15 protein-coding genes are annotated in these 13,334 nt (G+C 38.5%); 6 read left to right on the top strand and 9 right to left on the bottom strand.

Annotated features, from left to right (window positions below):
• Positions 1-684: 684 nt before the first annotated feature.
• The 3 genes from B0H50_RS13370 to B0H50_RS10835 form a co-directional block, all read right to left on the bottom strand.
• Positions 685-858, bottom strand: coding sequence for a hypothetical protein (locus tag B0H50_RS13370; RefSeq protein WP_158256526.1), 174 nt, complete (start codon positions 856-858; stop codon positions 685-687).
• Positions 859-1,139: 281 nt separating this feature from the next.
• Positions 1,140-1,583 carry a GNAT family N-acetyltransferase gene (locus B0H50_RS10830; RefSeq protein ID WP_199219631.1) on the bottom strand — a complete coding sequence of 148 codons (444 nt, stop codon included), beginning with the start codon at positions 1,581-1,583 and terminating at the stop codon, positions 1,140-1,142.
• A gap of 235 nt (positions 1,584-1,818) precedes the next feature.
• Complete coding sequence (locus B0H50_RS10835; protein ID WP_106199701.1) at positions 1,819-2,622, bottom strand: lysophospholipid acyltransferase family protein; 804 nt, start codon at positions 2,620-2,622, stop codon at positions 1,819-1,821.
• Positions 2,623-2,653: 31 nt separating this feature from the next.
• On the opposite strand from B0H50_RS10835, the gene B0H50_RS10840 reads away from it, so the two are divergent.
• Genes B0H50_RS10840 through B0H50_RS10855 form a run of 4 tightly spaced genes read left to right on the top strand, consistent with a single transcriptional unit; the run spans position 2,654 to position 5,337 of the window.
• Positions 2,654-2,899: a TIGR03905 family TSCPD domain-containing protein gene (locus B0H50_RS10840; RefSeq protein ID WP_106199699.1), complete on the top strand. Its 246-nt coding sequence runs from the start codon at positions 2,654-2,656 to the stop codon at positions 2,897-2,899.
• Positions 2,900-3,205: a hypothetical protein gene (locus B0H50_RS10845; protein WP_106199697.1), complete on the top strand. Its 306-nt coding sequence runs from the start codon at positions 2,900-2,902 to the stop codon at positions 3,203-3,205. It abuts the gene before it with no gap.
• A 41-nt stretch (positions 3,206-3,246) separates the two neighbouring features.
• Positions 3,247-4,200, top strand: a complete 954-nt coding sequence (locus tag B0H50_RS10850) for a tetratricopeptide repeat protein (protein ID WP_146193744.1) — start codon at positions 3,247-3,249, stop codon at positions 4,198-4,200.
• 36 nt (positions 4,201-4,236) lie between these two features.
• Entirely contained in the window at positions 4,237-5,337 is a 1,101-nt protein-coding gene (locus tag B0H50_RS10855) for a metallophosphoesterase (RefSeq protein WP_106199692.1), read from the top strand.
• Positions 5,338-5,371: 34 nt separating this feature from the next.
• Here the strand turns inward: B0H50_RS10855 and B0H50_RS10860 are convergent, their stop codons facing one another.
• Positions 5,372-6,385 (bottom strand): Rpn family recombination-promoting nuclease/putative transposase, encoded by a 1,014-nt coding sequence (locus tag B0H50_RS10860; RefSeq protein ID WP_109587729.1) that lies wholly within the window; start codon positions 6,383-6,385, stop codon positions 5,372-5,374.
• Between the two features lie 168 nt (positions 6,386-6,553).
• Between B0H50_RS10860 and B0H50_RS13715 the strand changes: the two genes are divergently transcribed.
• Positions 6,554-6,745, top strand: coding sequence for a hypothetical protein (locus B0H50_RS13715; RefSeq protein ID WP_106199686.1), 192 nt, complete (start codon positions 6,554-6,556; stop codon positions 6,743-6,745).
• A gap of 39 nt (positions 6,746-6,784) precedes the next feature.
• On the opposite strand, the gene B0H50_RS10865 is transcribed toward B0H50_RS13715, so the two are convergent.
• Positions 6,785-7,534, bottom strand: coding sequence for an amino acid ABC transporter ATP-binding protein (locus B0H50_RS10865; RefSeq protein ID WP_106199683.1), 750 nt, complete (start codon positions 7,532-7,534; stop codon positions 6,785-6,787).
• Entirely contained in the window at positions 7,524-9,011 is a 1,488-nt protein-coding gene (locus B0H50_RS10870; protein ID WP_109587730.1) for an ABC transporter substrate-binding protein/permease, read from the bottom strand. The genes B0H50_RS10865 and B0H50_RS10870 overlap by 11 nt, the downstream gene beginning before the upstream one ends.
• Positions 9,012-9,104: 93 nt before the next feature.
• Between B0H50_RS10870 and B0H50_RS10875 the strand changes: the two genes are divergently transcribed.
• Positions 9,105-9,863 carry an arylamine N-acetyltransferase family protein gene (locus B0H50_RS10875; RefSeq protein ID WP_106199677.1) on the top strand — a complete coding sequence of 253 codons (759 nt, stop codon included), beginning with the start codon at positions 9,105-9,107 and terminating at the stop codon, positions 9,861-9,863.
• Between the two features lie 33 nt (positions 9,864-9,896).
• Here B0H50_RS10875 and B0H50_RS10880 read toward each other — a convergent pair whose 3' ends face one another.
• The 3 genes from B0H50_RS10880 to B0H50_RS10890 all read right to left on the bottom strand — a co-directional run bounded on the left by B0H50_RS10880 (position 9,897) and on the right by B0H50_RS10890 (position 13,279).
• Entirely contained in the window at positions 9,897-10,964 is a 1,068-nt protein-coding gene (locus B0H50_RS10880) for a glucokinase (protein WP_109587731.1), read from the bottom strand.
• 135 nt (positions 10,965-11,099) lie between these two features.
• Positions 11,100-12,146 carry a PCMD domain-containing protein gene (locus B0H50_RS10885; RefSeq protein WP_146129216.1) on the bottom strand — a complete coding sequence of 349 codons (1,047 nt, stop codon included), beginning with the start codon at positions 12,144-12,146 and terminating at the stop codon, positions 11,100-11,102.
• Positions 12,147-12,163: 17 nt separating this feature from the next.
• Complete coding sequence (locus B0H50_RS10890) at positions 12,164-13,279, bottom strand: glycosyltransferase (RefSeq protein WP_106199670.1); 1,116 nt, start codon at positions 13,277-13,279, stop codon at positions 12,164-12,166.
• Positions 13,280-13,334 lie beyond the last annotated feature (55 nt).

Genomic DNA, 13,334 nt, shown 5'->3' on the forward strand with positions numbered 1-13,334 from the left:
ATGCTCCGTCTTTGCCAAAAATTGGCTTTCCTGTTTTGAACTGAGATGCTGCTTTTTTGATCATCTCTTTATATTCTTCGTGTGTCATCATAGTTCCTCAATTTACATCATTTTTCAAATGATGCTTGGTGGTGAATGACACAGTTTTATGGATAGAGTCTGTTTTATAGCCTAAGTGCCAAGGAGAATAAATGAGATGAGGTAAAGAAGTTTTAAATGGGAGAATTTCTCCATTTGAAAGTTTAGCTAACTTATAATCTGGACTAGGAAAAAATTTTGCAAAAACAGTTACTTTTGAATCATCAAATGACAGATTGTATTTAGATAATTTTTCAAAGAATAAATTTTTTGCTTTATCGATGTCAATTTCTAACCAATTTTCGACTGCGTGATGAACGCAATTTTCATCATAAAAAATTTTTTTTCAAAGAAATTTTATCCTCATAAATGAAAACTAAAAAGTGAAAATTAAATCGCATCATTGATAATGTGATGTGTAATTTTTTGAATAATAAAAATAGGGAGTTTAAAAATCGAAATTATGGATCATACTTTTTTAAAAGAAAATTTTTTTTAGAATTTAATGGCAAAGGATGATTATTTCCAACTTTGCTTTTCCAAAGGCAATTCATCGGCAAAGGAGTTCTTGTATAAAGCGATCTCACAATGCTTTTGCGTGTTCTTTTAAAATGTTAAAGTAAACAGCGATGGTTTGATAAACTTTTTCATCTTGAAAACAGGAATCGTATTTTCACTATCTTGAAGACAAGCTTCAATCAGCATATACGGAAGACTATAAAGTTCAATTATTTTCAAAAAGCCTAAAGCTTCATAGATGAAAACAGAAGAATGATACAAGCAAAATCGAATGGATGTTTTTATTTTAGTCCGTACCCATGAAAATTCGGCGAGTAATTTTTAGAAAGCAGATAAAAATTTTAAAAGGAAATTATTTGACAAGGGGAGAAGTCTCTCCCTCGCTGCAAATTCGCTTAAAATTTACCAATGCAGAAAAGCGAATTTTCCGCTACCCTCTCTAGCGGGGACACCCCGCAACGCCCCGAAATTAAACGAATGAATTTTACATTATAAAAAAAGATGAAACCGAAAAAGTTTCATCTTCATTCAAAAAGAAAAGCTTAAAGTTTATGGAAAAATAAAATCAAATTTTCGTAGGTACCATCGTTTTTTCTAAAACATTTCGGAATTTCACCGAGGCGTTCAAAGCCCAATTTTTCGTAAAGATGAATTGCACCGGCATTTGATTTGACAACTGCATTAAATTGCAGAACATGAAATCCATGCGCTGTTCCTTGAGCTAGGCAATCGAGAATGAGTTGTTTTCCAATTCCTTTGCCTCGTGTTTCACGTGAAACAGCATAACTTGCGTTGGCAATGCTAGAACAACGTCCAATGTTATTCGGATGCAAAATATAAAGTTCTAAAACTTTGCCATTTTCTTCGGCTACGCCTGTATAAGTTTGACCTTCAAAAAATTTCAAAGCTTCATCATCACTTTGCAAACCTGTTTCTTGGGGAAAAGAATTTCCTTCTTCAACGACATCATTCCAAATTTTGCGCATCGCAGTGATATCTTGAGATTGAAATGGACGAATAATAATGATATTTTCCTTGTTAAGAGATAACTTAAAAATAGAAAATTTTGAATGATCGGATGAAAAATTTCGACTCTATTGTTTCATGTGAAACATTTTCGCTGTGGATTATTTTTGAGTAAAAAAGAGTGAAAAGAAAAATGTTGAGGCGTAAAATGTTCAAAATCAATTACTTAGAAAAGAAAATTTTACAGATTTAAATTTAATTAGAGGGTGAATTCATCGTGGATAAATAGCGACGATGCACCCAACCATACCATTTTTCGGGAGATTTTTCAATTTGAAGTTCTAACCATTGATGGAAAAATTGAAATAACTCTTCCCCATTTTTGGGATAAATTTCTTTTGCAAATAAAATTTTGTGGTTATTTTGTGAATTCAGCCAGCAGAGATAGACCGGAGTTTGGGATAAATGCGATAGAATAAATTGAGGAATTGGATTACAATGAACAGTTTTTTTGAGAAAATTTCCGCAAATAAAATGAGATTTTCGATAATCTTGATCGGCAAGGAGACAGAAAAGTTTTCCTGCTTTTAAATTTTGAAGAATATCTTTCGAATTGTTGATAAAAAGTGAATAACTTTGACTATCTATGGTTCTGAAATGTTTATAAACGAGTTTGTCTAAAAATTTAGGATGTAAACGGGCATAACTTGCCACAAGTGGAATGTTTAATCGTACGAGCCAAGGTCCAATCGCTTCATAATTTTCGAAATGAGCGGTGAGCATAAGTCCGCCTTTTTTCATTTTTTCAAGGACAGGAAGACTTTTGGAATCAATTATAAATTTTGAATTCTTTGCGGAATAGATACAACTTTTTGTGATAAAATCCGCAGCATCTTGCGTGAGATTTTTCAAAAGCTTTTTGTAAAAAATTTTCTTTTGGGAAAGATTTATCTGAGGATAAATGTATTCCAAATTGGTAAAGAGCACTTGCTTTTTCCAACGGATGAGATTCAAAAAGAAGAATAAAATTTTTTGCAGAAAACAAGCGCGAAAAGTCATGCGCTTAAAGTAGAATTTTTAAATTGAGAATATGCAGAAAAAAGAATTTATTCCTCATGGCGTTTGCGCGCAGAAAATTTCATTTGATTATGAAAATGGAAAAATTTACAATTTGAAATTTGTCGGTGGATGTAACGGCAATTTAAAAGCCATCGGAAAACTTTGCGAAGGACATGAGATGAAAGAAATTGCAGAAATTTTGAAAGGAAATACCTGCAATGGAAAATCGACTTCGTGCGCAGATCAATTATCTAAAGCGATTTTTGAAGTTTTGTAAATGGAAAAGGAAATTAGCATTATTTGCCGTGTTCTTTTGAGCGATGCTTCGCTTCCGCTTTCCGTTGAAAATGCAAGCGATGAAATTTTAGTGGAAAAATGCAAAAAAATCTCTGAAGAATATCAGGCGAAAGCGATGATTTGCCGTGACGAAGAAAATTACGGCGTTGCTAATGTTTACAATGGCGGCTCGGATTTTGAAGTCATTTCCGAAAATTGTTTTTTGGTGATTTGTGAAAATGGAAAATTGATTACCGCAGAACATTCTGATTGTTGGAATGAAAAAGTTTCTGCATTTTTAAAGTGAATTTTATGTTGAAAAAAGTCTTCCTAATTTTTCTTTGCGTGATGGGATTTTTTTTCTACGGACAAAAAATTCGTAAACATTTTTTAGAAGATGAAAAAGTAGAATTACATAATCAACTCGTTTTAGAAACGCAAGAATGTTTAGATGCGAAGCAATGGAAATGTGCAGAGAAAAATGTCCGCGAATTGCTTCAAGAAAATCCGCAAGATGAAAATTTACAGTTGCATTTAGCGGGAATTTTATTTGAGCAAGAACGTTATCGGGAATGCCAAAAGTACATTCAAACTTTGCATTTTAAACATTCCGATTTGGATTTTTTAATGGAAAAATCGGCGCAACTGATGCGAGAAATGGAAAATTTGGAAATTGAAAATTCGGGACATTTTCGATTGGAATTTGAAGGAAATCCTTCGCGCGAAGATGTGATGGAAGCGCTTTCGGTTTTAGAAGTGGCTTATGATTCTCTTGGCGGACTTTTTCATTTTTATCCTGAAGATAAATTGACGATTGTGCTTTATAAAAGTACGGAATATCAAGGAATTGATCCGCGCCCGAATTGGGTCGGTGCCGTATTTGATGGAAAATTGAGAATTCCCGTTGGAATGATGCAAGTGCGAACTGTTTATCGTCCTGTTTTATTTCATGAATTGACTCACGCATTTGTTCGAGCGATGACGCGGGCTGCAGTTCCGCTATGGATGAATGAAGGAATTGCGCAAATCATTGATGGTTCGCAGACAGATAAAAATCGTCCCGCAGGAAATCCTCCGACTCTTTCAGAACTTACAGAATCTTTTTTGAAACAAGAAAATCGACAAAAAGCAGAAATACTTTATTGGTATTCGGAAAAAATGGTGCAAGAAATGTTGAAAAATTCAGCAAATCCGTTTCTTGATTTTCGCGATTGTTTAAAAGATTTAAAAAATTTCGGATTGGATCAATCTTTGAAAAAATATTTTAAAACTTCAGCGGAAGAACTTTTTGAGACAATTTAATGGAAGAAAAATTTTAAATTTTATAATTTATCGCTCATGATTTTTTTTGGAATAATTCTCGTTGTTTTTGCGCTTCTTTTTTGGAATATTCGCCAGATAATTCCTGGAAAGTGTGGAAGTTTAATTGCAGGCGTTTTGCTTGCGATGACTTTTCTTTGTTTTCTTTTTCGAGAAAATTTTTTTGCTTGTGTAGGTCAAACTTTTCTTTTCGTTTGGCTTTGTCAAGCGCTTTTGCTTTATCTTTTATTTGATTTCTTTTTACTCGGAAAATTTTTGCTTTTTCGAATTCAAAAAAAGAAAACGGAAAATGCGAAAATTAAAATTTGGGGAAGTCGCATTCTTTTCGGGCTCAGTTTGCTCATCGCAGCGATTTTCTTGGGAATTGGAATTCCGCATAATTCGGATTATAAAATAAGAGAATTGACGATTCCTACAAACGGAGAAAATTTTTCTGCGATTTATTTTAGCGATTTGCATTTGAATCCTCTTTTTCAGCGGAGTAAATTTGAAAAATTGATTGCTCAAGCGGATTCTATTCAGCCGGATTTTATTCTCTTTGGTGGTGATCTTGCTGATATTTCTGATTCTTCGATGACAAATGCGGGTTATGATTCGCTTTTCCGAAAATTGGTTTCAAAATCAAAAATTTTAACATTGGCAGTTACGGGAAATCATGAAGCTTATATGGAAAGATCGGGCGCAGATCCAGAAGGTTGGTTGCGGAAAGTGGGCGCTGTTGTTTTGAATGATGAAACAATTTGTACGCCGGTTGCATGTTTTACGGGACGAGTTGATTTTCAAGTAGCCAAGATACGAGAAATTCCGCGTAAAAATTTGAAGGAATTACTTCCGAGTGATTTGAGTTTACCGTGGATTTTGATGGATCATCAGCCGAAAGGAATTGAAAAAGATTATATGGGAAGGCTTCCCAATTTAGCGCTTTCGGGTCATACTCATCGCGGGCAATTTTTCCCAGGAACAGTAATTATCAACTTGGTTTGGCGACATGCTTATGGATTTAGTTTATTAGACGGAGTTCCGTGGCTTGTGACTTCGGGTTTAGATTCTTGGGGACTGCCAGTGCGAATTTTTAGCGATACGGAATTTTGGGTAATTCATTTTATTTCTAAAAATTGAAAAGTTGCATTCGCTAGAATGCAACTTGGATGAATTACTGCAATTTTTTGATTTCGTCTACAGAAAGTTTTGAGTATTTAGAAATTGTTTCTAATGGAATATGATCGGCAAGCATTTCTTTTGCCAGTTGAAGAAGACTGTCAGAAATACCTTTCTTGTGTCCTTCTCGCAAACCTTCTTCTTTTCCTTCCTGTAAGCCTTCTTTTCTTCCTTCTTGCAATCCTTGTTTTCTGCCTTCGAATACACCTTCTTTTTTGCCTTCTAAAAATCCGCATTCATGCTCGTATTTCAAATCGGTCATATTTTTTACCTCGGCGTTGAACAGTTCACTTCCAAAATTAGTCAAAATCAATTCGTCGAGCAAGTTTTTAAAAATAGGGTTTTTCAAAATATGCTCGGGCAAAGGTTCTTCGTTAATGATTCCTTTGAATGCGCGCAGCCAGTCGGCAGCATTGGATTTGTCATCATTCAAAAGTCCGCGACGATCTAAATCAAAAAATTTGCTGACTTCGACAAAAACTTTTTGAATTTTTGGAAAAAATTTGCGCCCATGGCACATTTCATGAACATGGTGCAAATATTCTGTTGGTTCTTTTGGGAACATTTCAAAATCTAAAATGCCGAGAAAATAAATTTTTGGCAATTCATAGCGTTCACTTTTGTGAACTTGATTTTCAATGACGCGAGAAATGTAGTATTCGACGCGGTCGCGGAACAAATCTTCACCTTTTTGCTGAATTTCAACTAAAACTTTTTCGCCGGCAGAAGTTGTTCCTACGATATCCAAGATGCAGGTTTTTTTATCAAAAATTCCTGGATATTCTTGCATTTCAAGGGTAAGGGATTTAATCATGTCGGGTCCATCTAATTGAAGCATCGCATTTAAAAGAGAAATCAAACGTTCCCTATCTTTTTCTTTTGCAAAAATGATTTTAAAAACGCTATCGCTCAAAATATATGCGTATTTATATAGCTTTTGATAGGTTACGAGAGAATTTTTGTCTTTTTTAAATGCTTCAAGCATCGCCAGATATTGATAACGGTTCATAAAAATTCCTTTTAGGAAAAAAGTTTTTTATCCGAAAAATCGGATTGTGGAAAAATGAAAATGGGAAAATTTGAGCTTTGGCTCGGTGCCCTACGTTAATCTGACCGTGGTCCTTGCCACTGGGGCGCTGCCGTTACGAATTTCGCTCGGCGGCCAGTCAAGCAGAGAGTGAAACGACCCGCACGTATGCGGGATGATAAATTCAAAGATAAAACTAGATTATTTCAGAAGAAAAATCAATTATTTCGTTTGAGCCCTAAAAATTTTGGTTATTCAAAATGGGTGAAATTGATTCAAGCGACGGAATATTTTAAAGAGAAAAATGTAAATGGAATCATTTACTTTGAAAATAAAAAATGAAAACAGCGCCTTTTCACAAAAAGGCGCTGTTGAAAATCACTACTTTTTAATCGCTGCTAAAAAGTCTTTGAGTCTTTGATCTTTAGGATTATCAAAAATTTCTTCGGGAGTTCCGTCTTCTTTGATGATTCCATCGGCAAAGAAAAGAACACGATTTGCAACTTCACGCGCAAAATTTAATTCGTGAGTCACAACAATCATCGTCATACCCGATTTTGCTAAATCCTTCATAATTTTTAAGACTTCATTTACCATTTCGGGATCGAGCGCCGAAGTGGGTTCGTCAAATAAAATCACTTCTGGATTCATCGCCATAGAACGTGCGATCGCAACGCGTTGCTGTTGTCCGCCCGAAAGTTGCGCAGGATAATGATCGGCTCGATCTAAAAGCCCGATGCGTTCAAGTAAATCCTTTGCATTTTTTTCGGCTTCTTGCTTAGAAATTTTGCGGACTTTCATCGGCGCAAACATGATGTTTTTGAGAGCGGTCATGTTTTTGAACAAATTGAATTGTTGAAAAACCATTCCTACTCTTTCACGAATTTCGGGCTTTGAAAATTCTTTTCCTAAAATGTTTTTTCCGTCTAGGAAAATATTTCCGCTCGTTGGCATTTCAAGCAAATTCAACTGGCGCAAAAATGTGGATTTTCCGCAGCCCGAAGGACCGATGATTGCAATTACATCGCCTTTGTAAATGTCTAAAGAAATTCCTTTTAAAATTTCTTTTTCGCCATAAGACTTTGAGAGGTTTTCAACGCGAATTAAAACTTCTTTTTTATTATCGTTCATTTTTCTTTAACCTCTTTTCAAGTTTGGAAACGCAAGTAGAAAGACCTGCAACAATTACAAAGTAAATGGCTGCAACGACTAAAAGCGGAAGCATTGCTTCGTAAGTCATGCTGCGGATAATGTCGCCGCCGCGCGTTAAATCGGTTAATCCAATGTATCCGCAAATCGAAGTTTCCTTGATGAGCGAAATAAATTCATTCGTTAAAGCGGGCAGAGAATTTTTGAACGCTTGCGGATAAACAACGTTTAATAAAATCGTTTTGAATTTTAAGCCAAGGCTTCGGCCTGCTTCAATTTGTCCGGGGTCAACTCCTTTGATGCCACTTCGAATAATTTCAGAAACATATGCGCCCGAATTTAATCCGAAGGCAACGACGGCGACTAAAATTTTATCGATATTTACCGAAGCAAAAACGATGTAATAAATGATCAACAATTGCACCATCATCGGCGTTCCGCGAACAACGGCAATGTAAGCGGTTGCAATTTTATTTAAGATTTTGCAGCTGCCATTAAATTCGTGAGTTGTTCGAATTTGTGCGATAATAAAACCGATGAAAATGCCAACGAGAGCCGCGAAGAACGAAATGATTAAAGTGTTGACGAGACCGTTTGCGATAAATTTCCAGCGGGAATCTTTTACAAAATTTTTGTGCAAATGTTCGGTAAAGCTTTCGCTATTTTTTAAGGATTTATCGCCGCGCACGATGACGACAATTTTTGATTCGGTATAAGGTTCTGTGAAGTTAATTGATTTTTTGCGATCTTCGGTGACAGTAAATCCCGAAAATCCGACGTCTGCTTTTCCCGACATCACAGCGTTAATGACGGCGTCAAATTCAATGTCTTGAATTTCATACGGACGATTGAGATAGTCCGTAATGTATTTAATCATTTCAATTTCAAGGCCTACGATTTCTTGACCTTCGTAATATTCATAGGGAGGAAATTGAGCATTTGTCGCCATCACCAGAGGCTTTCCGGTGGTGACCTTTTTTTGATAATGATAATTGCTTGTTTGATTGATGAATGTATTATAAACAGAATCGTAAATGCCTTCGTCGCGCATTTTTTGCATGGCGACGTTGATAGAATCGAGAAGCGCTAAATTTTCTTTTGCGACAACGCCCGCATAAGTTTCGGAGACGAAGACTTCGTCTAAAATGCGAAGCGAAGGATTCAAGCGGACAAATGCTTTTGCCGGTTGGTCATCGCTTAAAACGGCATCGATTTTTCCTTGAAGTAACGCTTGGACGGCATCGGCTAATTTCGTGTAGCGTTCTACATCGATTTTTGCGGTATCGCCACCGTATTCCGTCGCATAAATATCAGCCGTGTTTCCGATTTGCACGCCGACTTTTTTATGGCTTAAATCGTTGATGCAAAAAACGCGGTTCGGGATAACATCGCTTTTACTTTCGCAAGCCGAGAAAAGGAATGCGAAAATAGCAACAGTAAAAATGAAAAACTTGTGCATTCTATTTTACCGAATGGGTGAAACTTTAATTCAATAATAATTAAATTCGGAGCGGTTAATTTTTCTTTTCCGGATATTTTTAAATTTTCTTTGATGATGCAGCAAGAAGTGTTAAATCTCTGCGAAAGTATTTCGCATGTGACTTATGAAAATTTAACGAAGATAATTCGTTATTCTCAAGCGAAAAGCGCTGACGGGGCGCGGCGATTAGACGATTGTTATGAGAACGATTTAGATGCGTGGATGGGCGGCGGAACTTGTTTTAGTTTGACGTGGCATTTGTACCGAAAACTTTTGGAAATGGGATATTCACCGAAGCTTTTGATGGGCGATAAACGCATTGAAAAAAATATTCATTGTGCGTTGCTTCTCCCCGTTGACGGCGAAGATTTTTTGCTGGATCCAGGCTATTTAATTTTTGATCCGCTGAAAATTCCTGCAGCGATTCCATTTCAAATTGCGCAAGTGTTTTATCCGTTAAAACCGAATGTTGTGCGCTTGGATTTGGAAAATGGAGTGCTTGGACTTTTCACGGGTTCGTTAAAAGGGCCTTTGAAATTGCGTTTTACATTTGATATTCGCGGTGTTTCTCCGCAAGAATTTCAAAGGCATTGGAGCGAATCTTTTGATCGAGAAATGATGACGTATCCTGTTCTCAATAAACTTGATCGCGAGAAAGGAATTCAATATTATTATCAAAAAGGAAATTTGCTTATCCGCGATGAAAACGGTTCGCGAATGAAAAAAATTGCACCCGAAAATCAAGTGGAAAAAATTCACGAAATTTTTGGGATGGATAAGGAAACGGTGGAACGAGCACTCGGCAGTTTGCGTTCGCAGGGAAATCTTTAAAACGAAAAAGCCGCGCGAAGCGCGGCTTTCATTTTACTTTTGCAAATTGATGCTAGCGTTTGCGGCGCCGTAAAGACTGATGCTGTAATCTTTGATGACGTAAATCGGCATCTTCTTTAAGAGAGGGAGAATATTCGGGTTATAATTCTGTTCGAAGAATTTCATGAAGAGATTATCGTTGATGAGCCAACGCAAATCTTTTTGCATAGCTCCGCCCGCGAGATAGAATCCGCCAAAAGGCAAGAACATGGCGCAGACATCGCTTGCGTAACGGGCGAGCATTTTTACCCAAAGGCGCATCATTTCAGCGGCGACAGGATCGGTATCGCTTGCGCGGCTAATGTATTTCGGGCGGTCGCTCCAAACGGTAGATTCAATTTTTTTGAACGCTTCGTTATCGGGGACTCCGCGCGTGTCGCGCCACCATTCATAAAGATGAGCTAAGCCTTGACCTGCGCAGAGAGGTTCTACGCCGGGAACTTGGCCGAGACGCTTTTGCATATAATCGCGGAAAGCTTGAGAATCGGCGTCAAACGGCGCAAAAGAAATGTGCCCGCCTTCGGAACTTGCTGGAATGTATTTGTTTCCGTCGAAAACGAGGAACGAAATTCCCATGCCTGTGCCCGGTCCGATGACTACTTTCGTCGCCGGCTTGGATTCGGGAGTTGAACCGTCTAAGTGCGGCATTTTGTAAATCTGTTCTGCATCGTTGACGTTTAACGTCGGAATGCCGTAGCTGATTGCGACGAAATCGTTGACGACCATCACGGGGAAACCGAGTTTTGCGGTGAGTTCATCGCCGTCTACGCGCCAAGTCAGATTTGTCATCACGCAGCGGTTTTCGGCAACAGGACCTGCAGCGCTAATGCAGCAATGGCTTGGTTTTAAATCGGGACGCTTTTCGGCTGCGATATGTAAAACTTCAACAATCGGAGCTTCCAAACCCGAAATTTGACCGGAAGCGTAATCGGCTTTCATCACCAAGGTAAATTTGCCTTCTTTACAGGCGACAAGTCCAATGTTTGTATTGGTTCCGCCGACATCAATTGCAAGAACTAAACGTTCAAATTCAGCTTCGGGATTGCACCATTTTAATTCCATAAAGACTCCGTAAAAAGATTCGGATGAAGTTTCCGTAAAATGTTGCTCTTAATATATCCAAAAATTAAAGTTTGCGGAAAAAGAAAATGGGAAAAGAATTTCCCATTTTAATCTTTTTTGCGAAATATCACCGTTTTAATAGACAAATTCAAAGTCTTTGACGATGAGAGTTGCGTTTTCTTGCCCTTTGAAATAATCTCCTTTGCGGCTGCTCGCAAAGACGACATTTACATGCGTAATCGGTTCGTCGGCATTTCCTTGAACCGCATTTTCGGGAAGCGAATCCGCATTGGTGTGAGCGCGTCCGTAGATGAATTTTGTTTCAAGAGTACGAAGGCCATTTTTATCCGGCTTTGAAATCGAGATGACTCCTTCTTTACTCGTATCGTGATCGTTTGTTGCGCTGTACCAAGCGACGCCGACAAATCGCCGTACTTTATCTTTGCGATTTTCGAGAGTTGCCATGACGGTGCAAGAATCGCCGAGACCATCGTATTTGAATTTGACGCGAATCGCTTTCGGGCGCGCTTCGAAGGGAACTCCCCAACGGATGAGCGCTTTTCCATCTTTATCGGTAAAACCTAAAAGTTGCGATAAACTCATATTGCGAACAATTCTTCCGGTGAAAAGATTCCCGCTGGCAATGACGCCGACGACTTTGCGTGTGGTGAGCTCGGCTGCGTAACTGCTATCGGCGAGAAGAATTTTTTTTGTGGGCCATTTCTTGCTTCCCGAAGCGGAGAACGCAGGATTTCCATTATCCCAAATATGATGCTCGGGCGACTTCCCCACCATTTCATCGCATTTGACTTTTCCGAGAGTGATGAATCCGGGAACTTTTTCGCTGTGCCAAGCTCCGAAAGAACTTCCGGGAAGTTGATAACCGCCTTTGATTTTCCATTCGGATTCGCCGATGTTGAATTTTGTCCAATTGCGCAAATCGATTGTATCGCGGAGATTTTCTGTTAACGAATCTTTGACGGAAAAAGTTTCGACGAAAGCGTGTGACAGCGGATAAATTCCATTTTTCCCGTAATAATTGACGGTTACGAAAATCGTTTTTTGTAACGTATCGATTTTTGCTTTGCCGACTTGTCCGCGAATGTGAATTTTTCGAATCGGATTTTCGGCAAAAGTTTGCGCCGAAAGCGAAAGGAAAACGGCGAAAAAAAGAATTGTCAATTTGGAAAAATTGCGTTTCACTGCGGACGTCCCGGTTTTAAATTTTTGTAAACTTCTTCGATTTTTTTGACGGATTCTTTCACCCGATATTGATTTCCTTGATCGATGAAACGCTTGCTCATCAAAGCTTTTTCTTCGGGATGTTCAATCCAATAATCAATTTTCTGGGCGAGATCGTCAGCGTCGCCCGGCTTAAAAAGCGAACGCTCATCGAGTGCAAAATGAACTGTCGCACTTTTCTTTGCGTTGGCGATAATCGGAACGAGCCCGCAGGCGAATGCTTCCATGCAAGCGATGGCTTCGATTTCGGCATCGGATGCGTGCACATAAATATCGGTGCTGCGGATAATTTTTAAAAGTTCTTCTGTGGAGTAAAATCCAAAAATCGGTTCGCGCGGAAGATCACGAGAAAGCTTCTTGTATTTTTCGAGAAGCGGACCTTGTCCCGCAAAAACGAGTTGAATTTTATCCGCATATTTTGATTTCTTTGCGGCGGCGATAATTAAATCTTGACGCTTTTCGGGAGAAAGTCTTCCGATCATTAGAACGCGAATATTTTCGTGTGGAATCATTTCGCCTGGAGTAAATGCTGCATCGACGCCGTTGCTAATCACATGTAAATTTGCTTTGTAACCGTTATCGCGTAATTCGCCGGCGATAAATTCTGTGGGGCAATGAATGTCGTTAAAGCGTTTATAAAAATAGTGATAAAGAAAACGGTAAAAGAATTTTGCAGCGAGAGAAACTTTTCCGAGTCCGATGTTGTACGTGATATTTTCGGCTTGGACATGAAATGCTGCAAGGCAAGGAATCTGCATTTCGCGAGCCATTTTTTCGACGGCGCGCGCAAGCGGAAATGGCAAATAAAAATGAACGACGTCCAATCCCGTTAAAAATTCGCGGATTACTTTTGCATCGATTTTAGCAAAGGTAATTCCCTGCGGATCGGCAAAATGCGAAACGATGGGAATATTCCATTTGGGCAGAATAAATTTGTCTTTTCCCGGAGCGCCTGCGGTGAGAACGCGGACGGTGTGACCTTCTTTGCGAAGATTTTCAACGAAACGGCGCGCGGATGCGGTGGTTCCGTTATTTAAAGCATCATAAGTGTCGATGACTAAGCCGATAATCATAAAGCGGAATTTAGAAAATTGCTACAGTGGATACACGAGAAAACAAAAAGTTTAA

The sequence above is a fragment of the Hallerella porci genome, from assembly GCF_003148885.1.
GTDB lineage: Bacteria > Fibrobacterota > Fibrobacteria > Fibrobacterales > Fibrobacteraceae > Hallerella > Hallerella porci.

Excerpts from the sequence above, each read along its gene's own strand:
- B0H50_RS10830 (WP_199219631.1), bottom strand. The coding sequence starts at position 1,583 with ATGCGCAAAATTTGGAATGATGTCGTTGAAGAAGGAAATTCTTTTCCC.
- B0H50_RS10880 (WP_109587731.1), bottom strand. The coding sequence starts at position 10,964 with ATGGAATTAAAATGGTGCAATCCCGAAGCTGAATTTGAACGTTTAGTT.
- B0H50_RS10850 (WP_146193744.1), top strand. The coding sequence starts at position 3,247 with ATGGGATTTTTTTTCTACGGACAAAAAATTCGTAAACATTTTTTAGAA.
- B0H50_RS10875 (WP_106199677.1), top strand. The coding sequence starts at position 9,105 with ATGATGCAGCAAGAAGTGTTAAATCTCTGCGAAAGTATTTCGCATGTG.
- B0H50_RS10890 (WP_106199670.1), bottom strand. The coding sequence starts at position 13,279 with ATGATTATCGGCTTAGTCATCGACACTTATGATGCTTTAAATAACGGA.
- B0H50_RS10835 (WP_106199701.1), bottom strand. The coding sequence starts at position 2,622 with ATGACTTTTCGCGCTTGTTTTCTGCAAAAAATTTTATTCTTCTTTTTG.
- B0H50_RS10865 (WP_106199683.1), bottom strand. The coding sequence starts at position 7,534 with ATGAACGATAATAAAAAAGAAGTTTTAATTCGCGTTGAAAACCTCTCA.
- B0H50_RS10870 (WP_109587730.1), bottom strand. The coding sequence starts at position 9,011 with ATGCACAAGTTTTTCATTTTTACTGTTGCTATTTTCGCATTCCTTTTC.
- B0H50_RS10845 (WP_106199697.1), top strand. The coding sequence starts at position 2,900 with ATGGAAAAGGAAATTAGCATTATTTGCCGTGTTCTTTTGAGCGATGCT.
- B0H50_RS10855 (WP_106199692.1), top strand. The coding sequence starts at position 4,237 with ATGATTTTTTTTGGAATAATTCTCGTTGTTTTTGCGCTTCTTTTTTGG.
- B0H50_RS10860 (WP_109587729.1), bottom strand. The coding sequence starts at position 6,385 with ATGAACCGTTATCAATATCTGGCGATGCTTGAAGCATTTAAAAAAGAC.
- B0H50_RS10840 (WP_106199699.1), top strand. The coding sequence starts at position 2,654 with ATGCAGAAAAAAGAATTTATTCCTCATGGCGTTTGCGCGCAGAAAATT.